Genomic DNA, 21,728 nt, shown 5'->3' with positions numbered 1-21,728 from the left:
ATTCGAAGAACCTCCCGGGCCCGCAGCTGGCCCTCGCGCCCGCCGCTTGGTCGGACTTCGTCTCGTACGCCTCGACGCGTTGACGAAGTCGCCGAGCGACATCCCGTCGCGAGCAACTGCTAGGAGAGACGTGATCGACAACCTCTCGGCCGGGGAAGTTTCCGAACTCGCGTGGTTCAAGAGCAGCTACAGCAGTGGCAGCGAGGGCGACTCCTGTGTGGAGGTCGCCACCACCGCCGCCGCGATCCACATCCGCGATTCGAAGAACCTCCCGGGCCCGCAGCTGGCCCTCGCGCCCGCCGCTTGGTCGGACTTCGTCTCGTACGCCTCGACGCGTTGACGAAGTCGCCGAGCCCGATACCCCCCGCCTGGTATCCGCCGAGCTCCATCGAGCACGGCCTCCACCAGGCACGGCTGCGCGGGGACGTGTCCGCCTACTACGACCTGGTCGCCCAGGCGGACCTGTACCTCGCGCAGCCGCGCGCCTATGCCGACGCGAACCCCGACTCGTCACAGTTCGCGCCTCGTTGGAATCCGCGGACGCGGACGATGTGCATCGACGTCTACACCGCCGGAATGCTTCCGCTGCCCGTACCGGACCCGGTGTTCAAGGCCCACAGCCTCGCCTGGTTCGCCGAGGTCTGGGACTTCGGCGATCCCCCGTACCTCATCGTGAACCCGGGCAGCCCGTGCGAGGGCGTCCTGCACGCCGGACCGGAGGGCCGGGCCCACTGGCTGGCGTCGGACGCGCGGCGCCAACGACCGGTCGGCATGCCCCAGCCCGGCGTCCACACCCTGATGGTGGGCGGCGCCCTCCACGGAGAGGTCGCCTTCGGTCTGGCCACCGGCGCGCACATCTTCGTGAACAACGCGGAGTTCTGGAACTCGATGGCGTACCACGGCGCCGGCTACACCCGCGAGAAGGAGATGCTCGAAGAGTGGTGGGGCGTCACCACGCGGACCAAGTGGCTTGAGTACGTGGACCAGTTGCTGCGGGCCGACATGGTGAGCGAACTCTGGGAGTACGCCCTCGGCCTGCGCCACACCACCGGCCCTCTCACCCCCGACGAGTGGCACGAGGCCGCCGACCGCGCCCTCCAGGTCCGCCACGTGGGCGCGTCCGCCGCGTACCTCCACCGGACCATCGACAGCATCGTCACCTACGAGACCCGCTTCCGCGCCGACGGCTTCCTCGCGGGCGACGCGATCGTCCGTACGGTCAAGGCATGGGACTACGGCCGCGCGTCCGCGATGGCCCGCTGGGGCGTCTCCACCCGGCTCGGCACCCTCGCCGAGGCCGAGGTAGCCGTCCACCGCGCCGGTCGCCTCGTCCACTCCACCTACACCTCTTGGGCCGACTTCTCGGCCGCCTACGCCCTCGGCCGCTGTCTCCACTTCGACGAGGGCGAATTCGGCAAGTGGTACGACAGCATCCTCGCCACCCACCGCCTCCTCACCACGGACCCCACCAGCCCCTGGCTCAACCTCCCCTGGGTCTGACCGGCTAAGACGGTTCATTCGGGAGAGTCGTCAGGTCTCTCAGCGCGCGGATAAGGGAATCGAGATCGTCCAGCGCCTCGACACAGAACTCCTGATCTCGCATTGCCATCTCGACCCGCTCGTCGAACCCCCCCTGGGCAGGGAGAATCCGTAAGGGTGCCAGGAGCCAGTTTCGGCGGGAGGCGTCGAGGCCCCAACCCCAGGTCGTTTCGGCAGCCTGAATGGCAGCTTCGACGATGCGGGCATGCTCTTCCTTGCGGTTGGTGAACCGCCAGCCCAGGAAGGGGACTTGGTGGTAGCCGAAATTGGGGTGTATTCCTCCGCTCAATCGCAGCCACTCCAAGGTGTCCAGCCCGCTGAGAGTCTTGGCTGCTGCTTCGAAACGTGCCGACATTGTCCAGGTGCCTTTCGGGAGCGTTGGCGAAGTGTCTCTTCCCGCTAGGGACGGAAGATCTGGCGCAGCGAATCGCGCAGTTGCGCATCGGTCAGATCGCCGGGCTCTCTCAGGGAGGGGTCCGGGGTGTAGTCCTCCAAGGTCATGAAGACGCGGTGGAGGAGGGCGGCGAGTTCGCCGTCCACACGTTCGCCGGCGGCCTTGGCGGCGCGGCGGGTCCGGTGCCAGGCATCGGCGAAGTCCGCTGCCGCGAGGGTGCCGGAGGTGAAGTCCGTGAGCAGGGACAGGTGGCGGGCGGTCGCGGTGCCGGAGGTGACGGCGGCGGCCCGGGACCAGGCGTGGTGCGTGACGGGGTGGACGGCGGCCACGGCGGTCAGGTGGGGGTGTCGGTGCGCGAGGGCTCGGGCGTAGCGGGCGAAGCGGGCGCGGGCCTCGTCGACGCCCTCGGGGACGGCGGCGGCCATGAAGCGGGCGGTTCCTTCGACGAGCGCGTATCCGGGCTCGGTGAAGCGGATGGTTCCCTGTTCGTCCGGCGTGGAGAGCAGACACGGCGGGTGGGCACCCTCGGGCCCGGCACCGGCACCGGTGCCCGCACCAGCGTCCGCATCGAGCGAGAGCAGATCCGCTCGCAATCGGGAGCCCTGGCGTCGTACGTACGACGCCCCTACGGCCCGTGCCCCCGCCGTCATCCGTCGGGCCAGAGCGGCGTCCACCCGCGCCCCCACCGGCACCGGAGCGACCTGCCAGCGTTCCGGGCCCGTCGTCGCCATGTGCGTGACGATGATCCAGTAGTCGTACTCCTCCTCGTTCACCGCGCACACCACCCGGCCGTCGGGCGACATCGCGAGGAAGTCCAGCCCCTGGTGCGGCTCCGCGAGTGCCGAGGCGAGCCCGGTCCCCGGCAGCCAGCGGAGCACGGCCCACCTGGACCGCGTCGGGCCGGCCTCCGCGCCGAAGAGACCCAGGAGGAAGGAGCCGTCGACATCGAACAACCCGTTCTGCTCGGCGTGGAGGAGCCACAGCCGGTCCACCTCGCGCAACGCGTCGGGACGGCTCAGCGGCACGGTGGCCGTGGGCCGGACCTCGTATCCGACCACCGTCTTCAGAGCCCTGAGAGGAGACGGCACGTCCTGGGGCGCGGCTTCGTCCGGGACGGTCAGGCCCAGGGTGGTGACCCGGTCCAGTCGGCTCGTCCCTGGTGCGTCGGTCATGTGGCCCCCGTATTCCGTGCGCCTGCGCTTCCGCGGGCCCGTGCTTCCGCGCGCCTGCGCTTCCGCGTGCGGGGCACATCCTCGTACGGAGGCGATGCCGTCCGCCTGCCCTTTTGGCCGGAAACGGCGGTGGCCGCCGGTCTCCCGAGGGAGAGCGGCGGCCACCGGGGCGTCCCTGGGGGACGTCAGTCCTTCTTCGGGTCCTCCAGGCGCGGGAAGAGCACCGCGCCCTTCGTCACCGTCGCGCCCGCCGGGAGCAGGCCCCAGCTGCCCGCGTCCTGGACCGGCTGGGCCGCCAGGGCGCCCAGGGCGGCCTCGGCGCCGAGCGAGTCCCAGAGCTTCTGGGAGGTCTCCGGCATGATCGGGTTCAGCAGGACCGCGACCCCGCGCAGCGCCTCGGCGGCCGTGTACAGGATGGTCGCCAGACGGGCCTGGCCCGCCTCCGACTCGTCCTTCGCGACCTTCCAGGGCTCCTGCTCGGTGATGTAGCCGTTGACCTGCTTCACGAAGTCGAAGATCGCCAGGATGCCGGCCTGGAAGTCCAGCTCCTCGCCGATCTTGGCGTCGGCGAGGGCCACGGCCCGCGCGAGGCCCTCCTGGACCGCCTTCTCCGCGTCGCCGTCGGCCGTGGCCGCCGGCAGCGCGCCGCCGAAGTACTTGCCGACCATGGCCGCCACGCGCGAGGCGAGGTTGCCGTAGTCGTTGGCGAGCTCGGAGGTGTAGCGGGCGGAGAAGTCCTCCCACGAGAACGAGCCGTCCTGGCCGAACGCGATCGCGCGCAGGAAGTACCAGCGGTACGCGTCCACGCCGAAGTGCGAGGTCAGGTCCTGCGGCTTGATGCCGGTCAGGTTCGACTTCGACATCTTCTCGCCGCCGACCATCAGCCAGCCGTTCGCCGCGACCCGCCCCGGCACCGGCAGACCCTGCGCCATCAGCATCGCCGGCCAGATCACCGCGTGGAAGCGCAGGATGTCCTTGCCGATGAGGTGGACGTCGGCCGGGAACGTCTCCTCGAACTTCGCCGGGTTCTCGTTGTAGCCGACGGCCGTCGCGTAGTTCAGGAGCGCGTCGACCCACACGTAGATGACGTGCTTGTCGTCCCACGGGATCGGCACGCCCCAGTCGAACGTCGAACGCGAGATCGACAGGTCCTGGAGACCCTGCTTGACGAAGTTCACGACCTCGTTGCGGGCGCTCTCCGGCTGGATGAAGCCCGGGTTCGACTCGTAGAACTCGATCAGCTTCGGGCCGTACTCGCTCAGCTTGAAGAAGTAGTTCTCCTCCTTGAGGATCTCCACCGGCTTCTTGTGGACGGAGCACAGCTTGGTGCCGTCCTCGGCCTCGATGAGGTCGCCGGGGAGCTTGTACTCCTCGCAGCCCACGCAGTACGGGCCCTCGTAGCCGCCCTTGTAGATCTCGCCCTTGTCGTACAGGTCCTGCACGAACTCCTGGACGCGGTCCGTGTGACGCTTCTGGGTGGTGCGGATGAAGTCGTCGTTGGCGATGTTCAGGTGCTCCCAGAGGGGCTTCCAGGCCTCCTCGACGAGCTTGTCGCACCACTCCTGGGGGCTGACGCCGTTCGCCTCCGCGGTGCGCATGATCTTCTGACCGTGCTCGTCCGTGCCGGTGAGGTACCACACCTTCTCACCACGCTGGCGGTGCCAGCGGGTGAGCACGTCGCCTGCGACGGTCGTATAGGCGTGGCCCAGGTGAGGAGCGTCGTTGACGTAGTAAATGGGGGTCGTGACGTAGAACGCCTTCGAGCCCTGCTTCTCGGATCCAGTGGCCGCCATGCTGCGAATTTTAACGGCCGGATCGTGCCCTTCTCACATGCTTAAGCCCAAGGCCGGGCGGGTACGGCCACCGGCCCCTGATCCGGGGTTCCGATCTGGGGTTCCGATCCGGGACGGGTCAGGGGTGGCTCAGGGGCGGTCGGGGGTGGCTCGGGAGGGGCGCCAGACGGATCCGGCCGACCCTGACGGGGTCGTCAGGGCCGGCCGGGTCGGGTCAGTCGGGTCGGGTCAGTCGGATCGGTCGGGATCAGAGGGACCAGTCGGCGAGCAGTCCGCGGTAGAAGGCGGTGTGCGCGGTCGCGGCCGGCGCCGGGCCCGCGAAGTGGACGGCGGTACGGGGAGCGGCCAGCTTGCGGTGGTAGTCGAAGGCCTTCGTCTCCTCCTCGCCCCACACCGTGAACCGCCAGTGCACCTCGTACGGGCGTTCCGCCGCCTCCGCCAGCGCCTGGGCGGCCGCGGTCTTCGACTCGGGCGCGCCGTCCGTCTGGAACACGACCAGGGCCGGCCGGGCCGGGTCCGCGCTCTTCTCGTGCAGGGCCAGGACCTCCTCCACGGCGCGGTGGTACGTGGTGCGGCCCATCCGGCCGTACGTCGCGTTCAGCTCGTCGACCCGGGTCGGGGTGAGGTCGGCCGGACGCAGCTCGGCGGTGCCGTCGATGTCGGTGGAGAAGAAGACGACGGTCGCCGTCGCGTCCTCGGACAGATGGGCCGCCAGCGCGACCGTCTGCTCGGCCAGCCGCTGGACCGAGCCGTCCTTGAAGTACGGACGCATCGACCCGGACCGGTCGACCACCAGGTACACCGCCGCCCGCGCGCCCGTCAGGCCCTGCTTCTTCAGGACCGTGCCGGCCGCCTTGTACGCGTCGGCGAGATGCGGCGCCGCCGCCTTCACCCGCGCGAGGGAAACGGCGGGACGGGCCTGCGGCTCCTCGGGAGCGGGGGAGGCCGACTCCTCGGTGGCCTGGGGCTCGGTGATCTCCGGCTCGGTGGCCTCCGGCTCGGTCGGCTCGGCGGCCTCCGGCTCGGTGGCCGCGAGGGGTTCCGGCTCGGACTCCGGCTGCGGCTGCGGCTGCGGCTGCGGCTCGGGTGCGGGCTCGGTCTCGGCCTGGGGCTCGGTTGCCTCGGGCTCCTCGGTCACGTCAGCCGAGGCCTGCGGCTCGGGCTCCGCCGCGGTCGACGCCTCCGGCTCGGGCTCCTCGGCCGGGGCCGCCTGCTCGGTGGTCTCGGTCGCGGCCTCGGTCGCGGACGCCTCGGCGGCCGTCGTCTCCGTCTCCGTCTCCGCTTCGGCCGCCGGTTCCGGCTCGGGCTCCGGGGTCTCCTGGCGGGCGCGGGGGATCTGGGGGTTGTCGAAGGACGCCGCCACCAGGTCCGCGGCGGCGCGCTCGGCGGCGGACTGGGCGGGGACCCCCGGCTTCACGGGCTCGGCGGACGCCTCCGGCTCCGCGGGGCTCTCGGGCTCGGCGCGGCGCTCCGGCTCCGGGGCGGCCGTCGTCGGCTCCTCGGCCGGCTCTTCGACGGGCGGCTCGACGGGCGCCTCGGCGCTCTTCTCCGTCACCTGCTCCGTCGCCTCGGGCTGCTCCGGCTGCTCCAGCCGCTCGGACTTCTCGGGCGACGCGGGTGCCTCGGCGGCCTCGGCCGTCTCGGTCGGCTCCGTCGACTTGGCGGCCTCGGTCACCGTCTCGGTGACGGACGTCGCCTCCGGAGCCGCCGCCGGCTCGGCGGCCGTGCCCTTCGGCTCGGCCCCCGTCTCCGTCGGCGCCTCCGTCGTCGTCTCCGCCTCCGGGGACTCCGCCTGGGCCGGTACAAGGGCGGCCGGGGTGGTGTCGGTCGTGCGGTCGCGGCCGAAAACCTTGCGCAGCAAGCTCCGGATACCCATGGGCGTACCCCTTCGGATGAGTCGGGTGCGGTGTGCGTCCTCGTCCCGGCATCCATGGCCAGGGCGGACACGTAAGGTTATCGGCCACCTCGGCCCACCCCTACGACCCGCCCCGTGACCCGCCTCCGTGCCGTCCGGGCGGCGCCGCATGTGGCACGTTCGTACGGTCGTGTCGTATGACGCCCGTACCGGAGTCTTCCGGGGCCCTCAACCCGACCCCGACCCCGGGCCCGTTTCCCCGCCCCGCGGCGTGCTCCACGGTCCGAAATCCCCGCCCGCTCCCGTCCTCAGGCTTTCCCGGAAGCGTACGAGCTGCTCCTCCGGCTCGCCCGTGTACACCCACGGCACCCAGGCCGCCTGCTTGCCGAGCAGCCCCAGGACGTTCCACGCTACCTCCGCCTGTCCCGCGTAACAGGCCGCATGAGCCAGGTAGTTGAGCTCCGCCACCTCCTCCGGGGCCGCCGGTGCGCCCGGCGGGCGGCCGCCGACCCAGCGGGCGTACGTCCGGCGCAGCTCCGTCACCGCCAGTTCGTGTTTCCAGTGCTGGTCGAACCCGCGCACCGGACCCCGGCCGAGTGCCCCGTCCACGATGTAGCGGTACTCCTCGACCCGGGCGATCTGGACGAGCACCGGCAGCGGCGATCCGGGCGGGGCCACACCCGCCGCGTCCCGCGCGAAGTCGTACATGGCGCCGTGCGTGCCGTGCCAGCGGGCCGACCAGTAGCGCAGCAACTGGGTGTGACCTTCCAGGTGGTACGGGTCGCGGCGGCGCAACTCATCGAACCAGCATCGCAGTTCGCGGCGCGGCACACCGCCCTCGTACAGTCGCGCGACCGACAGCAGCGACGCCCACGGCATGGGGTCGGCGGGCGCCGCCTTCGTCGCCGCCAGGCAGATGTCGGCGGCGGCGTCGATCCGGCCACGGTCGACCTTCGCACCCCGGCCCGCGGCGATGGCCGTGTCGAAGACCCGCACCACCTCGGTCGCGGCGCGCAGCACCGTCATGTCCGGGTTCCCCGGTTCGGCCGCCCGCCACGCCTCGACGGCCGAGGTGCCGGCGGCGGCGTGCGAGAGCAGGCGCACCCGGTGGGTCCGGCGGGCCCAGTCGTTCCCGGTGGCGGCGAGCAGGTCGCGGATGCCCTGCCAGCGGCCGATGACCAGGTCGTGCCGGGCCTGGGTGAGCGGCCGGTCGCCGAAGTCCGGGTCGAAGTCCGGCACGAGACGGCTCTGTCGGGCCGTGCGCGATGGGCGGCGGAGAGCGGCCATCCGGATCCCCCCTCGGGGACGGAACCGCGTGAGTGCGGTCCGTCGGATCGTCGGAATCGGGTGCGTGCGGTGGGTAGTCGGTGGAGGTCGGCGGTAGTCGGTGGAAGTCGGCGGACAAGCGGGCGGTGAAGGAGGTCGGATGATCCGACGCCTGCGTCGAATGTCTTATGGGGGACGCCTGTTGTGGAAAGCCCGCCCGTGGAAAGCCGTGGGCCGGCTCCCCGCCCTCGGCCATCGGATCACGAGGGGCCGGTGTTCTGGCAAGAGGGGGAAATCGCCCGGCGGGTTCCGCCGGACCCCAGGGTGAGTTGACGGGATGAGACGACGGGGTCGGGTGACGGGACCGGCGGGCTCAGAAGTCGGTCGCGAGCGACTTCTCCTCGCGGCGCCCACGGGGCGAGTGCGGCGCGCCGGAGGATTCCGCCGCCGCGAGCACGTCGACCGCGTCGAGCCGGGCCGGCCGGTAGTACGAGCTGCCCTTGCGCCAGTACAGGAGCATCAGCGGTACTCCCGCCGCGAGCCCGCCGAGGCCGATGACCAGGGCGGCGCCCGACAGTTCGCCCAGCGACTGGAAGAAGACCCAGAGCATGAACGCCGAGCCGAGCAGCGGCCAGGCCGCGCCGAGCACGAACTCCCGTACGGAGGTCAGCACCAGCTTCCGGTAGGCCACCACGGCCGCGAACCCCGCGAGGGCGTAATAGAGCGCGATCTGAAGGCCGATGGCGCTCACGCCGGTCTGCAGCGCCTCGGTGACCGACCCGGCGGCCGTCGCGGCCGCGAACATGCCGAGTGCGACGACGCCGACGGTGACGATCGCGACCCACGGGGTGTTCCAGCGGCGGTGCACGGTGCCCAGGGCCGACGGCAGGGTGCGGTCGCGGCCCATCGCGAACAGCGAGCGGGTGGCCTGGAGCAGGGTGGTCTCCAGTGTCGCGACGGTCGACAGCAGCACAGCCAGGACCAGCAGCTTGCCGCCGACGCCCGGCCAGACCTCCTCGCCGAGCACGGCGAGCACGTTCGTGCCGCTCCCCTCGATGCGGTCCGCGCTCAGCAGCACGTTGACCGCCACCGTGAACGCCACGAAGAGAAGGAAGACCACACCGGTGCCGACGAGCGCGGCGAGTCCGGCGGTGCGGCGGCTGTCGCGGGTCTCCTCGCTCAGGTTGCTGGTGACGTCCCAGCCCCAGTAGTAGAACGCGGCGATCAGCGCGCTCGACGCGAAGCCGGAGGCGCCGCCGAAGTGGCCGAAGCCGAACCAGGACCAGTCGAAGGCGGTGGCGTGGCCGCGGTGGGCGAGGATGCCCACGATGAAGACGAGCAGGATCGCCATCTCGACGCCGGACATGAGGAGTTGGGCGCGTACGGTGAGCCGTGCGCCGCCCAGCACGATCAGCAGCATCACCACGAACCAGCCCGCGCCCACCGCGCAGGACAGCAACGTGTCGTCGGCGAGTGTGGGATCGACGAGGGAGAGCGTGAGGGAGCCGGCGGGCAGCGAACCGGCGACCATGAAGACGGTGGCGGCGAAGGCCAGCGCCCAGCCGGACAGGAAGCCGAGGAACGGGTGCAGGGTACGGCCGACCCACGAGTACGCGGCGCCCGCGTTGACGTCGATCCGGCCGAGGCGCGCGTACGCGAGGACGATGCCGAGCATGGGTATCGCGCAGTAGAGCAGCGCAGCGGGTCCGGCCAGGCCGGCCGTGCCGAAGAGGACGGCGGTCGTCGCGGCGAGCGAGTACGCGGGGGCGCTGCCGGCGATGGCCATCAGGGTCGTGTCGAACGTGCCGAGGGCATTGGGCTGCAGACCCCTGCCCGGGCCCTTCGCGGGGCCGCGGCCGGGGCGCCTGCCGGAAGTGGTGCGCATGACGTTGTCCTCGGGGCGCTGGTGGGGGGACGGGCGGGAGAGCGAAGCGCGAGGTGAAGAGGGCGAAGTGACCGTGTCCGTGCCGAACGCCGGGCGGGACGTGAAAGCGGTGTGGATCACGGTGAATTCGAGCGCATCGTAGTCGTCTCCGTGGATTTCGGTAACGGTGGCGAGAAGGTTCCCTCGCGCGACCGTCGCCTCCACGCGTCGGTACGCACCCTTTGGCGAGGTTTGGAGCGAGCCCAGGACAAGCCAGGGGTAAGCCCACGACGAGCCCCCGACAAGCCCCCGACGAGCCCCCGACAAGCCCGGAACAAGCCCGGGGAAAATCAGGGGTGCCCCCGAGGACGGCCTGAATCGGATGCCGGGGCCAGGTGGGCGCGGGCCGCCAGGCTCCTAACTGCGGTAGTTCTCGACCTCGCCCGCGGGGCGGACCGCCGCCGAGTCCGGGTCCTCCCCGTACTCCGTCTTCGCCCTGCGCTGCCGCAACAGGTCCCAGCACTGGTCGAGCCGTACTTCCAGCTCGGAAAGCCGCGACCGCTCCTCGTCCAGCAGTCCGCCGGCGCGCTGCCGCAGGGCCCGTTCCTCCTCGACGAGGGAGCCGATGTCCTGAAGGATCTCGTCGTTGTCCATATTTTCCAGCGTGGCCGATTCCCGCCGAACGCGCAGGTCGGGGCGCCCGTTCAGGGCCCGTTCCCGGCAGAGGGCGAGCGGGGTGGGCGTGGGCGGGTGCCGGTCCGGTGCCGGTCCGGGGCCGGTGGTCAGTGGCGAGTGGTCAGTGGCGCAGGGCCTGGGCGACCTCGGCCTTCGTCGCGCCGGACAGTTTCCGATTGCTCCGGGCCGTGGCCGACTTGAACGCGCCCGGGCCGACCCCGCCGATGTTCAGCACCACCGCGTCGAGCAGTTTGCCGTCCTTGTCACGGAAGTTGACCCAGGCCGTGAAGTCGGCCGTCTTGTCACTCCGGTTGGTCACGGTGATGGCGGCGATCGTCCGGCCGTCGGCGTCCGTGCTGGTCGGACCGGCCTTCACGTCGTCGGTGGCGTCGACGCCGTGGGCGACCTCCCGCATTCGCTGCTGCGCGGACGCCGAGATGTCGCTCGCCTTCTGCTTGGCCTGTGCGCACCCCGTGAGCGGAGCCACGAGCGCGGCGAGCGCGACAAGAGCCATGAGGGTCGCGAGCGGCCCGGGGGCGGACAGCGCGGCGGCGCCGGTGACGGCACCGGCGCCGCGGGCGGGGACGGGGGCGCGCCGCGTCGCGCTCATCCGTGGTGCTTGTCGTGGTTCGCGAACGACGTGTCCGTGGCCAGCGCCCAGATGATGAAGACGGAGACGGCCATGGAGAACAGCGCCCACCATGGCTGGTACGGCAGGAAGAGGAACTGCACCACGATGTTCAGGCCGACGAGCGTCATGCCGATGATCCGGCCCCACGCGGACCGCTTGAGGATCGCGTAACCGGTGATCGCGATGAGGCCGCCGAGGCAGAGGTGGATCCAGCCCCATGTCGTGGTGTTGAACCGGTAGATGTAGTCGCCCACGCGCGCGTAGACGATGTTGTGGGAGATGCCGGCGATGCCCTCGAAGATGTCGATGATGCCGGTGACCACCATGAGGACACCCGCGAAGAGGCTTCCCCCTGAGGCCCAGCCCGACGTGTGGGAGGCGTGGGCGGCCGAAGGGGGCCGCGGCGCCTGCGGTGCGGTGTTCTGGCTCATGGGACCCATCGTCGGAGCGATCGTCCCGGCCACGACGTTTTATTGGTTCATTCAGGTGAGGGGGCGCACGGGGGAGGGGCGGGGCGGAGGCGGGGCCGGCTGATCCACTTGCGGGCGGGTAGGGAGAGGTGTGCGCTGGAGGGTGCAGCAGAAGGCGCGGGAAAGGAGTCTCCGCCATGGCCGCACCACACTCAGCGGCACCCGTCGGCCGGCACACCACCCGGCAGGAGCACCGGCAAGAGCACCGGCAGGAGCATCGGACGGGCAGCCACAAGGGGGGCTGGGTCGTCCCGGTTCTCTTCGGTATCGCCTACGGGCTGTACGCCCCCACGATCGTCCGCCGGGGCGGCGCCCCGAGCTGGGGCCAGTTCTGGCTCGGCGTCATCAGCGGCCTCGCCGTCGCCGGCGCCGTCTACGCGCTCCACCGCTTCGGCCACGTGCTTCCACGCGAACTGCGCGCGGGCGCCTGGGGCGCGCTCGCGGGCTGTGCGATCGGCTTTCTCTACAGCCTCTCCGGCGCGAGCGTCTACGCCTCGGTGATCCTCGGGCTGATCGTCGGCGCCGGCGCGTTCGCCGCCGCGTTCTACCTCTACTACACACACGAGGACGCGGCCGGACACTCCGCGCCCTACTGACGTCCCGCACCTCGCAGCTCCCCCTTACCCCGGCGCCGGGGTCCGCTCGGACCCGCGGCGCCGGCGGTACGCCACGGCCACCGCCGCGAGCAGCGGCGGCCAGGCCAGGAGCGGCGCGTAGCAGGCCACCAGGACCGCCCGCTGCGATGGTGAGGCGGGGATGTGCGGCCCGAGCCCCGCGTACCGGGCGTACGCACCCCAGGCCGCGATCCCGCACAACGCCACCGCCCCGGCCAGCGCGGCCCCCGTCGCGCCCGCCGGGGCGACCCGGCGCCCGCCGAGCAGCGGCAGCCGGCGCGGGAACACCTCGCCCCACGGGCGGACGAGCCCGAGCGTCAGAAACGCGAGCAGCTCGGACACGAGCGTCAGACCCACCGCGTACCCGGACGTCCCGAGCCCCAGGGAGCCCACGCCCGCGTCCCGGGTGACCGGCAGCCCGGCGACCAGCGCGAGCCGCCACAGGCCGGAGGGCAGCACCGCGTACGGCACGGTGTGCGCGGCGACGGCCGCCCAACGGGGCACGGTGGGAAGCGCGTTCAGCTTCGGCAGGAGCCTTGGGAACGGGCCTGGGGGCGGTCCCGGGGGCGAGGTCGTCGGTGCGGACATCGGTGGAGGTGTCGGCGGGCGCGTCGGCATGCGTCCAGGCTCGCCGTCCGGCCCCGCGCCGCGCGTCCTTCCGGCGGTCCGGGCCGCTCCGCCGCGCGGGGGAACGGGTCCCCGCCCGCATACCCTCCAGTCCTCCTTGACCTTCCCCCGGCGGGAAGGCCAAGGATCGGCCGTGCCGGGCGACGCGCCCGGTCCAGAGAGACATCCGGGGCTCGGGGAGGCTTGCGGCCATGTTGCTGACGATCGGGGACTTCGCCCGGGCCTCCGGGCTCTCCGCCAAGGCGCTGCGCCGCTACGACGAGACCGGACTGCTGCCGCCCGCGCGCGTCGACCCGTACACCGGCTACCGCTACTACAGCCCCGACCAGGTCGAACAAGCCCGCCTCGTCCGCTGGCTGCGGCACATCGGGATGCCGCTCGCCGACACCGGGCGGGTCTGCGCGCTGTACGCCACGGACGCGGCGGGCGCGGCCCGCGCGATCCGCGCGTACTGGGCGGAGGTCGAGGCGCGGACGGCGGCGCGGCGTGACCTGGCCGTCTCTCTGGCGGATCGGATGGGAGGACCCTCCACCATGACGCACACGCACACACCCGCGACATCTTCCGGCGCCATTTCCGGCGCCGTCTCCGGTCGGCTGCGGTTCGCCGCCGCTGTACGGCTCGACCGGGGCCTCGTGCGTCCCGTCCAGCAGGACGCCGCGTACGCCGGTCCGTGTCTGCTGGCCGTCGCCGACGGGTACGGGCCGGAGGGCGAGCGGGCCGCGAGCGCGGCGGTCGCCGCGGTGGTGGACGGGGCGGGGGACGTTCCGGGGCCGGGGCCGGGGGCGGCGCCGGTGCGGGCCGGGGATGCCCTCAACGCCCTGGAGGACGGGGTACGGGAGGCGAACCTGCGGGTCGCGGGTTCGGCGGCCGGGTCAGGGGCCGGGTCGGGGGCCACGCTGACCGCCGCGCTGCTCACCGGCAGCCGGCTCACCCTCGCGCACGTCGGCGATTCGCGCGCCTACCTGCTGCGCGACGGCGTCCTCCAGCGGCTGACCCGCGACCACACCGTCGTCCAGGCCCTCGTCGACGCGGGTGAACTCGACCCGGCCGAGGCGGCGGAGCGCCCCGACCGGGCCGTGCTCCTGAAGGCTCTCGACGGCGGGGACGTGCCGCCGGAACCGGAGTTCGGGGTGCGCGAGGTGCGGGTGGGGGATCGGGTGCTGCTGTGCACGGACGGCCTGTCGGCGGTCGTGGGCGCGGAGGCGTTGGGCGCGGCGCTGGGTGGGGCGCCGGGTGGCGTCGGGGTGGAGGAGGCGGTGCGGGCGCTGGTGGAGGCGGCGCGGGGGTGCGGGGGGCCGGACAACGTGGCGTGTGTGGTGGCGGACGTGGTGGACGGGGTCGCGGGGTGAGGGGTGAGGGGTGGGGGCGGCGTGGTGGGGGCGCGTGGGCCCGTCCGGCGCGCCTCACCCCGCCCCCAGTCCTTGAAGGGGGAAAGGGTGGGGGCGCTTCCGCCTGGGGGAAAGGGGTGGCGGGGGTGGTGCTCTTGAGGAGGAGGGTTCAGGGGGAGGGGAGAAGAAGGATTACTTCTTCTCGTCCTCTTCCACCTCGTCCGGGATCCCCGGGATCGAGCCCCGGACCACGACCACCGGGCACGGCGCGTGCTGGGCGACGTTCGAGGAGACCGAGCCCAGGACGGCGGCCTTGAAGCCGCTGCGGCCCCGGTCGCCGACCACCAGCAGGTCGGCGTCCTTGGCCGCGTCGATCAGGGCCTGGGAGGGGTTGCCGCCCACGACCGTGAGCGTGACGGCCGCCGCCTGGTCGGCGGGCAGGGCCTGGGACACGGTCTCGTCGAGGATCTGTTCGGCCAGGTGCTGCGGGTCGAAGCCCGGCGGAACGCCCGGCATCAGCGTCGCCCAGGACGCGGGGTACTCCCAGCTGATCACCGCCTGGACGGTGTCCCCCGTGGCGGCGGCCTGCCGGGCCGCCCACTTCAGCGCCCTCAGCGAAGGCGCCGATCCGTCCACACCCACCACGATCCTGCCGCCGGCCATGGCCGACCTCCGTTCGTTGTCCGGTGAGCCCCGGAAGGGCTTCCCGGACAACGTAACAAACCGATCAATCAAGTCGCAGATCGGCCAATTGCTTCTCGAACGGCACGACCTCTTCGTCCTCGTCCTCGCGGGCCGGCCGGGCCGCGACGAGTTCCGCGAACTCGACGCCCGCCCGGGTGATCCGGGCCGGCAGCCCGTCGGTGTACTCGTCGCCGCCCGAGCCCCAGTCCTCCGACGCCGCGTAGACGGCGGTCGGCGCGACGAAGGCGCGCAGGTAGGCGAAGAGCGGGCGCAGGGCGTGGTCGAGGACGAGGGAGTGGCGGGCGGTGCCGCCGGTCGCGCCGAGCAGGACCGGGACGCCGGTCAGCGCGGCCGGGTCGATCAGGTCGAAGAAGGACTTGAACAGACCGCTGTAGGAGGCCGTGAAGACCGGGGTCACGACGATGACCCCGTCCGCGCCGGTCACCGTGTCGATCGCCTTGCCGAGCGATTCCGACGGGAAGCCGGTGACGAAGTTCTTCGCGATGTCGACGGCGTGGTCGCGCAGTTCGATCACCTCGACCTCGACCGCGTACTCCTGCTCGGCCAGCCGGTAGCGGGCGGCCTGGAGGAGGCGGTCGGCGAGCAGCCGGGTGGAGGAGGGGCTGCTGAGACCGGCCGAGACGGCGACCAGCTTGAGGGTACGCATGGCTGGTTATGCCTCCTGCTTCTGGGTGACGGACGGGTCGGCGGCGGCGGTCTTGTTCCGGACGGCGGGGTGCAGCGGGGCCGTGGCCGGGACGCCGGCCGGGCGCAGGCTCTCGAACTCCTTGCGGAGCACCGGGACGACCTCCTCGCCGAGGATGTCGAGCTGCTCCAGGACCGTCTTCAGCGGCAGTCCGGCGTGGTCGACCAGGAACAGCTGGCGCTGGTAGTCGCCGACGTAGTCGCGGAAGGACAGGGTCCGCTCGATGACCTCCTGCGGCGAGCCGACGGTCAGCGGGGTCTCGCGGGTGAACTCCTCCAGGGACGGGCCGTGGCCGTACACCGGGGCGTTGTCGAAGTACGGGCGGAACTCCCGTACCGCGTCCTGCGAGTTCTTGCGCATGAAGACCTGGCCGCCGAGGCCGACGATGGCCTGCTCGGCGGTGCCGTGGCCGTAGTGGGCGTAGCGCTGGCGGTAGAGCCGGACCATCTTCTCGGTGTGCTGCTTGGGCCAGAAGATGTGGTTGGCGAAGAAACCGTCGCCGTAGTAGGCCGCCTGCTCGGCGATCTCGGGCGAGCGGATGGAGCCGTGCCACACGAACGGCGGTACGTCGTCGAGCGGGCGCGGGGTGGCCGTGAAGCCCTGGAGCGCGCTGCGGAACTTGCCCTCCCAGTCGACCACGTCCTCCCTCCACAGCCTGTGGAGCAGCGCGTAGTTCTCGATGGCGAGCGGGATGCCCTGGCGGATGTCCTGGCCGAACCACGGGTAGACCGGGCCGGTGTTGCCCCGGCCCATCATCAGGTCGACGCGGCCGTCGGCGAGGTGCTGGAGGGTCGCGTAGTCCTCGGCGATCTTCACCGGGTCGTTGGTGGTGATGAGGGTCGTGGAGGTGGACAGGATCAGGTTCTCGGTGCGCGCGGCGATGTGCCCGAGGAGGGTGGTGGGGGAGGACGGCACGAACGGCGGGTTGTGGTGCTCGCCGGTCGCGAAGACGTCCAGGCCGACTTCCTCGGCCTTGAGCGCGATCGCGACCGTGTCCTTGATCCGCTGGTTCTCGGAGGGGGTACGGCCGGTGGTGGGGTCGGTCGTGACGTCGCCGACGGTGAAGATCCCGAACTGCATCGCGCTCACCTCTCGCCTTTCTCTGCCTGGAGGCTGCTGGGTGGTTCCCGGTCTCCGGTCGTCCCGGCTCCCGCTTTTGGTTGAACCTTAAACCATCTCGCTCAACGGCGCACCCCTCGGCCCTATTCCCGGCCGTCCCGGTTCCCGGCCGTCCCGGTTCCCGGCCGCCCCGGCCGCCCCGGCCGCCCCGGCCGCCCCGGCCGTACCCTGAAGGAATGACCCAGGACCTGGAACGCTGGAAGGAGCGGGGCGTGATGCTCCGCGTCTTCGTCTACGTGTTCGCCACGCATCTCTTCGCGGGGTTCATCGGGCTGCTCTTCTGGGTCGGCGGCCACGCCTCGAAGTAGAGCGGGCCCGGGGGCTGGAACATGGCCTCCCCCGGGAGTGAGGAGGAGCACTGCGGGCGCGCGGGGGGCTCACGTAGAGTCGCGGATGTGAACGCTGAGATACCGGCGCCGGACGCCGCGCCCCCGGTGAAGCCCGTGACGGCTCCCGCGTCCACCCCCACGGCCCCCGTACCCACGGCTGCGGCCGAACCCTCGGCCCCCGCACTCACCCCCGCGGCCCGCGCGCTCCGTGCCTCCCGTCGCCCCGAACCCGTCGCCGTCGTCGGCATCGGCGCCGACGGCTGGCCCGGGCTCGCCGCCGCCGCGCGCCGCATCCTGTGCGCCGCCCACGTGCTGATCGGCGGCCCCCGCCAGCTCGACCTGCTGCCCGAGGACGCCTGCCCCGGCGAACGTGTCCCCTGGCCGAGCCCGCTGCGCCCCGCCGTCCCCGGGCTGATCGAGGGGTACGCGCGCGAGGGCCGCCGGATCGCGGTCCTGGCCAGCGGCGACCCGTTCTTCCACGGCATCGGCCGCACCCTCACCGAGCTGATCGGCCACGACCGGCTGTACATCCAGCCGCACCCGTCGTCCGTGTCGTACGCCTGCGCCCGGCTCGGCTGGCCCCTGGAGGCCACCGAGACCATCTCCCTGGTGGGCAGGCCCCTCGACGCGCTCACCGCCGCTCTGCACGACGGCCGCCGGCTGCTGCTGCTCGGCGAGGGGCCCGAGAGCCCGGCGCGGGTCGCGGCGCTGCTGCGCGAGCGCGGCTGGGGCGGCACCCGGATCCGGGTCCTGGAGCAGCTCGGCGGGCCCACCGAACGGATCGTCGACGGCGCCGCCGCCGACTGGCCGTACGCGCGCGTGGACGCGCTCCACGTCCTCGCCCTCGACTGCGTCCGCGACCCGGACGCGCTGCGGCTCGGCGCCGTACCGGGGCTGCCGGACGAGGCGTACGAGCACGACGGGCAGCTCACCAAGCGGTACGTGCGGGCCGCCACCCTCGCCGCTCTCGCGCCCGCCCCCGGCGAACTCCTCTGGGACGTCGGCGGCGGCTCCGGCTCCATCGGCGTCGAATGGATGCGGGCCCACCGCTCCTGCCGCGCGATCACGATCGAGAAGTCGCCCGAGCGCGCCGCCCGTATCGCGCGCAACGCGGCGGCGCTCGGCGTACCGGCGCTGGAGGTCGTCACCGGCCCCGCGCCCGCCTCCCTCGCCGGGCTGCCCGCCCCCGACGCGATCTTCATCGGCGGCGGGCTCACCGCCCCCGGCCTCCTCGACGCCTGCTGGGACGCGCTCCCGGCGGGCGGCCGGCTGGTCGCCAACACCGTCACCCTGGAGTCCGAGGCCCTGCTCGCCGACCACTACCGGCGGTTCGGCGGCGAACTGGTCCGGCTCGCGGTCGCCGCGGCCGTGCCGGTCGGCGGCTTCACCGGCTGGCGCCAGGCGATGCCCGTCACCCAGTGGTCCGTAACGAAGGGTTCCCCCGCAGCATGACCGTCTACTTCATCGGCGCGGGCCCCGGCGCCGCCGACCTCATCACCGTGCGCGGCGCGCGCACCCTCGCGGCGTGCGGGGTGTGCCTGTACGCGGGCTCGCTCGTGCCGCGCGAACTGCTGGCCGAGTGCCCGCCGGACGCGCGGCTCGTCGACACCGCGCGCATGGACCTCGACCAGATCGTCGCCGAGATCGCCACCGCCCACGCGGCCGGCCTGGACGTGGCCCGGCTGCACTCCGGCGACCCGTCCGTCTTCAGCGCCATGGCCGAGCAGATGCGCCGCCTGGACGCGGCGGGCATCCCGTACGAGGTCGTGCCCGGCGTCCCGGCCTTCGCCGCCGCCGCGGCGGCGCTCAAGCGGGAACTGACCGTGCCGACCGTCGGCCAGACCGTCGTCCTCACCCGGATCGCGCAGCAGGCCACGCCCATGCCCGAGGGCGAGGACCTGGCCACCCTCGGCAGGAGCGGTGCGCTGCTCGTCCTGCACCTGGGCGCGCGGTACGCCGAGCGGATCGTCTCCGAGCTGCTGCCGCACTATGGCGCGGACTGTCCCGCCGCCGTCGTCGCGATGGCCAGCCGGCCGGACGAGATCGTGCTGCGCGGCACCCTCGCGGATATCGCGCAGCAGGTGGAGGCGGCCGGGATCACCAAGACCGCCGTGATTCTGGTGGGGCGCACGCTGGCCGCGTCGGAGTTCCGCGACAGCCATCTGTACGACCCGGCCCGGGACCGCCACACCTGCTGATCCCTGGCACCGGGCCCCTGATCCCTGGCACCGGGCCCCTGGCCGCCGGCCCCTGACATCCGGGGCCTGGGCGGTCACCGGGGGCCCAGTCCAGGGGAGCCCGGGTGTCCGGCTCGTGGCTCAGGTATTGGGCCGCTTGCCGTGGTTGGCCTTCTTCTTCTTGCGCGCACGGCGCTTGTTGCCTCGCGTCGACATGGCGTCCTCCCTGCGTCGGGACCACGGACGATGAGCGGGGTGGACCGCCCGGCCCACCCCCGGCCAGCGTAGGTGCGGGGCATGGCGTCCGCATGTCGGCTGCGGGGGGCGGTCGCGATCCGGCATATGACCGTCCGCGCGCTGGTCGGGCCGGCATATGACTGGTCGCAGCCGGTCGCGGCCCGGCATATGACACGACGGCCCCGGTCCCGTACCCGTGAAGGGGTACGGGACCGGGGCCGTCGTGCCGATGCCGATCAGGCCGTCAAGCCATCAGGCCGCCGGTGCCGGGGCCGGAGTACGGGTGCCGACCGAGGCCAGCAGCCGTTCGGCGAGCAGGCCGAACGCGAGCGCGAACACCACCCACAGCGTCGCCTGGACGCCGAGGCTCGCGACCCGGAACTCCCACAGCACCGCCGCGGGGAAGTCCGGCTGGACCGCGTCCCCGTTGTCGGGCAGGAACACACAGGCGAGCACGGTCGCGGCGACGAAGCCCGCGCCCGCCACGACCGTCGCGTTCCAGTTGCCGAGGCGCGGGGCGAGCCGGCGGCCCGCGACGACGGCGGCGATGCCGAGTAGCACGCTCAGCAGGATCATCAGGAAGTACAGCGTGGTGCGCTGCCCGATGGTGTCCGGATTGCCGACGGCGGGCGGGGTGGCCGGGTACTTCAGGAACGGCACCAGGGTGACCGTCGTGAAGGCCGTCGCCGCGACGAGCGTGGCGGTGGCCTTCGGGCCGAAGCGGCCGGCCCGGCCGAGCACGAAGCAGAACGCGAGGGAGGTGATGCCGCCGAGGGCGACACCGTAGACGAGGACGCCGGTGGCGAGACCCGCCGTGGACTGGAGGTCACGGCTGACGATCTCCTCCTCGTCCGTCTTTTCAGTGCCTGCTTCCGCCGGGCCCGCACCCCCGTGGGTGTGGGCGGCGGTGTGTTCGTGCGCGGAGGCCGCTTCCTCGACGGCGATGGAGGCGTCGACGGACGGCTCACCGGCGACATAGGCGACACCGAAGGCGAACAGTCCGGCGAGCAGGCCCGCGAGCATGCCGCGGGCCAGTAGCTTCCCGACGAGGGAGCCCAGCGGGGTACCGGCACCGCTCTTCGCACCGTCGGCGGAAGACGGGGCGGAAGAGGTCGAAGGGGCGGGGGGCGAAGGTGATGACGAGGACGACATGTGCGTGAAGTCCCGTCAGTGGCAGGGGAATCCGAGCAGATGACGCCCGTCGTGCACCCACTCGTGCACGTCGCTGCCCGCGAACACGGACGTCGCGCCCTGCTCGGCGCCGACGAAGTAGAGCGCGACGAGCAACAGCAGCCCGCCGAACAGAGCCCAGGGCAGCACGGAGCGGAGCGGCAGGGACACCGGAACGGTGACGGCGGGGGTGGACGGAACGGCGGTGGACGCCGCGATGGCCTCGGCCATGGTGGAACCTCCTCGGGAACTCGCGTCCCATACGGTGGTGCGCGACGACGGTCGTCGGGTCTGACTCACCGCCGTCGGGCGCACGGTTCGGGATGCCGGAGGGGGCATACCGGGCGCGTGGTCCGGGAGCGGCTCACAGTGGCGCGACCGTGCCGGATTCACACCGGACTTCCGTCTCGCCGTCGTCGTTCTATGGAAATGTCAACCGACCGTACCGTGCCGGACACCGTGCGCCAAGAGCACCTGGGAAGCCGGACGTTGAGGGATGGATCACCATGGCCGTCCAGCTTTTTCTGATAGCCCCGGGTATGAACGAGGCGCTGCGCGAGGCCCGGTTCGACGACGCGGGGCCGGTGGAGACGCGGGCGGAGCCGCTGTGCGTCGGGCCGAGGGCGCGGGTGGTCTGTTCGCCGTCCGGGCGGTGCCGGGCGACGGCCGCCGCGTTCGGTCTGGAGCGGTACGAGGAGGTGCCGGCGCTCGCCGGGTGCGCGATGGGGCGCTGGCGGGGACGCCGGCTCGACGAGGTGGCCGCCGCCGAACCGGAGGCCGTGGCCGCCTGGCTCGGCGACCCGGGCTCAGCGCCGCACGGCGGCGAGTCGCTGCGCCAGGTGCGCGCCCGGGTCGCCGAGTGGATGGACGCTCTGGCCGCGAACGACCCGGGGGCGCGGGTGTGGGCGGTCGTCGAGCCGGATGTGATCCGTGCGGCGATCGCCCACGCGCTCGGCGCGCCGGAGGAGGTCTTCTGGCGGCTGGACGTACGCCCAGCCTCGCGCGTCTCGCTCACCGGCCGGGCCGGCCGGTGGAATCTCCAACTCGACACCCAAGTGGCCTGACTTCGCACGAA

General features: G+C 72.5%; 25 protein-coding genes and 1 riboswitch. Of the genes, 9 read left to right on the top strand and 16 right to left on the bottom strand.

Annotated elements, in window-relative coordinates; translation table 11 throughout:
- From ACGFRB_RS18330 to ACGFRB_RS18320, 3 genes are all read left to right on the top strand, one after another.
- On the top strand, nucleotides 1-83 hold an 83-nt coding region (locus ACGFRB_RS18330; protein ID WP_393244172.1), incomplete at its 5' end, for a DUF397 domain-containing protein.
- Between the two features lie 47 nt (nucleotides 84-130).
- Nucleotides 131-340, top strand: coding sequence for a DUF397 domain-containing protein (locus ACGFRB_RS18325; protein ID WP_393244117.1), 210 nt, complete (start codon nucleotides 131-133; stop codon nucleotides 338-340).
- Nucleotides 337-1,500 carry a DUF1266 domain-containing protein gene (locus ACGFRB_RS18320; protein WP_393244115.1) on the top strand — a complete coding sequence of 388 codons (1,164 nt, stop codon included), beginning with the start codon at nucleotides 337-339 and terminating at the stop codon, nucleotides 1,498-1,500. The genes ACGFRB_RS18325 and ACGFRB_RS18320 overlap by 4 nt, the downstream gene beginning before the upstream one ends.
- A 4-nt stretch (nucleotides 1,501-1,504) precedes the next feature.
- Here ACGFRB_RS18320 and ACGFRB_RS18315 read toward each other — a convergent pair whose 3' ends face one another.
- The 9 genes from ACGFRB_RS18315 to ACGFRB_RS18275 form a co-directional block, all read right to left on the bottom strand.
- A complete protein-coding gene (locus tag ACGFRB_RS18315) occupies nucleotides 1,505-1,894 on the bottom strand; it encodes a hypothetical protein (protein WP_393244113.1) in 390 nt (129 codons plus the stop codon).
- Between the two features lie 44 nt (nucleotides 1,895-1,938).
- Nucleotides 1,939-3,105, bottom strand: a complete 1,167-nt coding sequence (locus ACGFRB_RS18310) for a colicin immunity domain-containing protein (RefSeq protein ID WP_393244111.1) — start codon at nucleotides 3,103-3,105, stop codon at nucleotides 1,939-1,941.
- Nucleotides 3,106-3,290: 185 nt separating this feature from the next.
- The gene (gene metG, locus ACGFRB_RS18305) at nucleotides 3,291-4,898 is read right to left on the bottom strand and encodes a methionine--tRNA ligase (RefSeq protein WP_393244109.1); all 1,608 of its coding nucleotides are present in this window, start codon (nucleotides 4,896-4,898) and stop codon (nucleotides 3,291-3,293) included.
- A 247-nt stretch (nucleotides 4,899-5,145) separates the two neighbouring features.
- Nucleotides 5,146-6,774, bottom strand: a complete 1,629-nt coding sequence (locus ACGFRB_RS18300) for a VWA domain-containing protein (RefSeq protein ID WP_393244107.1) — start codon at nucleotides 6,772-6,774, stop codon at nucleotides 5,146-5,148.
- 207 nt (nucleotides 6,775-6,981) lie between these two features.
- A complete protein-coding gene (locus tag ACGFRB_RS18295) occupies nucleotides 6,982-8,040 on the bottom strand; it encodes a hypothetical protein (RefSeq protein ID WP_393244105.1) in 1,059 nt (352 codons plus the stop codon).
- Nucleotides 8,041-8,392: 352 nt separating this feature from the next.
- Complete coding sequence (locus ACGFRB_RS18290; protein WP_393244103.1) at nucleotides 8,393-9,904, bottom strand: APC family permease; 1,512 nt, start codon at nucleotides 9,902-9,904, stop codon at nucleotides 8,393-8,395.
- A 396-nt stretch (nucleotides 9,905-10,300) separates the two neighbouring features.
- Entirely contained in the window at nucleotides 10,301-10,537 is a 237-nt protein-coding gene (locus tag ACGFRB_RS18285) for a DUF2630 family protein (protein WP_361229038.1), read from the bottom strand.
- A gap of 142 nt (nucleotides 10,538-10,679) precedes the next feature.
- On the bottom strand, nucleotides 10,680-11,168 hold the full coding sequence (locus ACGFRB_RS18280; RefSeq protein ID WP_393244100.1) for a hypothetical protein: 489 nt from the start codon (nucleotides 11,166-11,168) through the stop codon (nucleotides 10,680-10,682).
- Nucleotides 11,165-11,620, bottom strand: a complete 456-nt coding sequence (locus tag ACGFRB_RS18275; RefSeq protein WP_393244099.1) for a hypothetical protein — start codon at nucleotides 11,618-11,620, stop codon at nucleotides 11,165-11,167. The genes ACGFRB_RS18280 and ACGFRB_RS18275 overlap by 4 nt, the downstream gene beginning before the upstream one ends.
- Before the next feature lie 176 nt (nucleotides 11,621-11,796).
- Between ACGFRB_RS18275 and ACGFRB_RS18270 the strand changes: the two genes are divergently transcribed.
- Nucleotides 11,797-12,255, top strand: a complete 459-nt coding sequence (locus ACGFRB_RS18270) for a hypothetical protein (RefSeq protein ID WP_393244097.1) — start codon at nucleotides 11,797-11,799, stop codon at nucleotides 12,253-12,255.
- A 24-nt stretch (nucleotides 12,256-12,279) separates the two neighbouring features.
- On the opposite strand, the gene ACGFRB_RS18265 is transcribed toward ACGFRB_RS18270, so the two are convergent.
- Nucleotides 12,280-12,777, bottom strand: a complete 498-nt coding sequence (locus tag ACGFRB_RS18265) for a hypothetical protein (protein ID WP_393244095.1) — start codon at nucleotides 12,775-12,777, stop codon at nucleotides 12,280-12,282.
- 314 nt (nucleotides 12,778-13,091) lie between these two features.
- On the opposite strand from ACGFRB_RS18265, the gene ACGFRB_RS18260 reads away from it, so the two are divergent.
- Nucleotides 13,092-14,252, top strand: coding sequence for a MerR family transcriptional regulator (locus tag ACGFRB_RS18260; protein WP_393244093.1), 1,161 nt, complete (start codon nucleotides 13,092-13,094; stop codon nucleotides 14,250-14,252).
- 171 nt (nucleotides 14,253-14,423) lie between these two features.
- On the opposite strand, the gene ACGFRB_RS18255 is transcribed toward ACGFRB_RS18260, so the two are convergent.
- The 3 genes from ACGFRB_RS18255 to ACGFRB_RS18245 form a co-directional block, all read right to left on the bottom strand.
- Nucleotides 14,424-14,894, bottom strand: coding sequence for a universal stress protein (locus ACGFRB_RS18255; protein WP_393244091.1), 471 nt, complete (start codon nucleotides 14,892-14,894; stop codon nucleotides 14,424-14,426).
- 64 nt (nucleotides 14,895-14,958) lie between these two features.
- Nucleotides 14,959-15,582 (bottom strand): FMN reductase, encoded by a 624-nt coding sequence (locus ACGFRB_RS18250; RefSeq protein WP_363005758.1) that lies wholly within the window; start codon nucleotides 15,580-15,582, stop codon nucleotides 14,959-14,961.
- Nucleotides 15,583-15,588: 6 nt separating this feature from the next.
- Complete coding sequence (locus ACGFRB_RS18245) at nucleotides 15,589-16,701, bottom strand: LLM class flavin-dependent oxidoreductase (protein WP_393244089.1); 1,113 nt, start codon at nucleotides 16,699-16,701, stop codon at nucleotides 15,589-15,591.
- A gap of 215 nt (nucleotides 16,702-16,916) precedes the next feature.
- On the opposite strand from ACGFRB_RS18245, the gene ACGFRB_RS18240 reads away from it, so the two are divergent.
- The 3 genes from ACGFRB_RS18240 (at nucleotide 16,917) to cobM (ending at nucleotide 19,267) form a co-directional block, all read left to right on the top strand.
- Nucleotides 16,917-17,048 carry a DUF6126 family protein gene (locus ACGFRB_RS18240; protein WP_361229012.1) on the top strand — a complete coding sequence of 44 codons (132 nt, stop codon included), beginning with the start codon at nucleotides 16,917-16,919 and terminating at the stop codon, nucleotides 17,046-17,048.
- A 267-nt stretch (nucleotides 17,049-17,315) separates the two neighbouring features.
- A complete protein-coding gene (gene cbiE, locus ACGFRB_RS18235; protein WP_393244170.1) occupies nucleotides 17,316-18,521 on the top strand; it encodes a precorrin-6y C5,15-methyltransferase (decarboxylating) subunit CbiE in 1,206 nt (401 codons plus the stop codon).
- Nucleotides 18,518-19,267, top strand: coding sequence for a precorrin-4 C(11)-methyltransferase (gene cobM / locus ACGFRB_RS18230; RefSeq protein WP_393244086.1), 750 nt, complete (start codon nucleotides 18,518-18,520; stop codon nucleotides 19,265-19,267). The genes cbiE and cobM overlap by 4 nt, the downstream gene beginning before the upstream one ends.
- Nucleotides 19,268-19,387: 120 nt before the next feature.
- Here cobM and ACGFRB_RS18225 read toward each other — a convergent pair whose 3' ends face one another.
- The 3 genes from ACGFRB_RS18225 to ACGFRB_RS18215 all read right to left on the bottom strand — a co-directional run bounded on the left by ACGFRB_RS18225 (nucleotide 19,388) and on the right by ACGFRB_RS18215 (nucleotide 20,884).
- Nucleotides 19,388-19,462: a 50S ribosomal protein bL37 gene (locus tag ACGFRB_RS18225; RefSeq protein ID WP_381671703.1), complete on the bottom strand. Its 75-nt coding sequence runs from the start codon at nucleotides 19,460-19,462 to the stop codon at nucleotides 19,388-19,390.
- Nucleotides 19,463-19,735: 273 nt separating this feature from the next.
- On the bottom strand, nucleotides 19,736-20,542 hold the full coding sequence (locus tag ACGFRB_RS18220) for a CbtA family protein (protein ID WP_393244168.1): 807 nt from the start codon (nucleotides 20,540-20,542) through the stop codon (nucleotides 19,736-19,738).
- 108 nt (nucleotides 20,543-20,650) lie between these two features.
- A complete protein-coding gene (locus ACGFRB_RS18215; RefSeq protein WP_393244084.1) occupies nucleotides 20,651-20,884 on the bottom strand; it encodes a CbtB-domain containing protein in 234 nt (77 codons plus the stop codon).
- Nucleotides 20,885-20,919: 35 nt separating this feature from the next.
- Nucleotides 20,920-21,102, bottom strand: a riboswitch (cobalamin riboswitch).
- A gap of 57 nt (nucleotides 21,103-21,159) precedes the next feature.
- Here ACGFRB_RS18215 and ACGFRB_RS18210 point away from each other — a divergent pair.
- Nucleotides 21,160-21,717, top strand: coding sequence for a histidine phosphatase family protein (locus ACGFRB_RS18210; protein ID WP_393244082.1), 558 nt, complete (start codon nucleotides 21,160-21,162; stop codon nucleotides 21,715-21,717).
- Nucleotides 21,718-21,728 lie beyond the last annotated feature (11 nt).

This window comes from Streptomyces sp. NPDC048718 (assembly GCF_043198875.1).
GTDB lineage: Bacteria > Actinomycetota > Actinomycetes > Streptomycetales > Streptomycetaceae > Streptomyces.
Note: the sequence above shows the minus strand (reverse complement) of the source record. Positions and strands in the feature narration are given on the sequence as shown.

Excerpts from the sequence above, each read along its gene's own strand:
- ACGFRB_RS18315 (WP_393244113.1), bottom strand. The coding sequence starts at position 1,894 with ATGTCGGCACGTTTCGAAGCAGCAGCCAAGACTCTCAGCGGGCTGGAC.
- ACGFRB_RS18310 (WP_393244111.1), bottom strand. The coding sequence starts at position 3,105 with ATGACCGACGCACCAGGGACGAGCCGACTGGACCGGGTCACCACCCTG.
- metG (WP_393244109.1), bottom strand. The coding sequence starts at position 4,898 with ATGGCGGCCACTGGATCCGAGAAGCAGGGCTCGAAGGCGTTCTACGTC.
- ACGFRB_RS18300 (WP_393244107.1), bottom strand. The coding sequence starts at position 6,774 with ATGGGTATCCGGAGCTTGCTGCGCAAGGTTTTCGGCCGCGACCGCACG.
- ACGFRB_RS18295 (WP_393244105.1), bottom strand. The coding sequence starts at position 8,040 with ATGGCCGCTCTCCGCCGCCCATCGCGCACGGCCCGACAGAGCCGTCTC.
- ACGFRB_RS18290 (WP_393244103.1), bottom strand. The coding sequence starts at position 9,904 with ATGCGCACCACTTCCGGCAGGCGCCCCGGCCGCGGCCCCGCGAAGGGC.
- ACGFRB_RS18285 (WP_361229038.1), bottom strand. The coding sequence starts at position 10,537 with ATGGACAACGACGAGATCCTTCAGGACATCGGCTCCCTCGTCGAGGAG.
- ACGFRB_RS18280 (WP_393244100.1), bottom strand. The coding sequence starts at position 11,168 with ATGAGCGCGACGCGGCGCGCCCCCGTCCCCGCCCGCGGCGCCGGTGCC.
- ACGFRB_RS18275 (WP_393244099.1), bottom strand. The coding sequence starts at position 11,620 with ATGAGCCAGAACACCGCACCGCAGGCGCCGCGGCCCCCTTCGGCCGCC.
- ACGFRB_RS18270 (WP_393244097.1), top strand. The coding sequence starts at position 11,797 with ATGGCCGCACCACACTCAGCGGCACCCGTCGGCCGGCACACCACCCGG.
- ACGFRB_RS18260 (WP_393244093.1), top strand. The coding sequence starts at position 13,092 with ATGTTGCTGACGATCGGGGACTTCGCCCGGGCCTCCGGGCTCTCCGCC.
- ACGFRB_RS18255 (WP_393244091.1), bottom strand. The coding sequence starts at position 14,894 with ATGGCCGGCGGCAGGATCGTGGTGGGTGTGGACGGATCGGCGCCTTCG.
- ACGFRB_RS18250 (WP_363005758.1), bottom strand. The coding sequence starts at position 15,582 with ATGCGTACCCTCAAGCTGGTCGCCGTCTCGGCCGGTCTCAGCAGCCCC.
- ACGFRB_RS18245 (WP_393244089.1), bottom strand. The coding sequence starts at position 16,701 with ATGCAGTTCGGGATCTTCACCGTCGGCGACGTCACGACCGACCCCACC.
- ACGFRB_RS18240 (WP_361229012.1), top strand. The coding sequence starts at position 16,917 with ATGACCCAGGACCTGGAACGCTGGAAGGAGCGGGGCGTGATGCTCCGC.
- cobM (WP_393244086.1), top strand. The coding sequence starts at position 18,518 with ATGACCGTCTACTTCATCGGCGCGGGCCCCGGCGCCGCCGACCTCATC.
- ACGFRB_RS18215 (WP_393244084.1), bottom strand. The coding sequence starts at position 20,884 with ATGGCCGAGGCCATCGCGGCGTCCACCGCCGTTCCGTCCACCCCCGCC.
- ACGFRB_RS18210 (WP_393244082.1), top strand. The coding sequence starts at position 21,160 with ATGGCCGTCCAGCTTTTTCTGATAGCCCCGGGTATGAACGAGGCGCTG.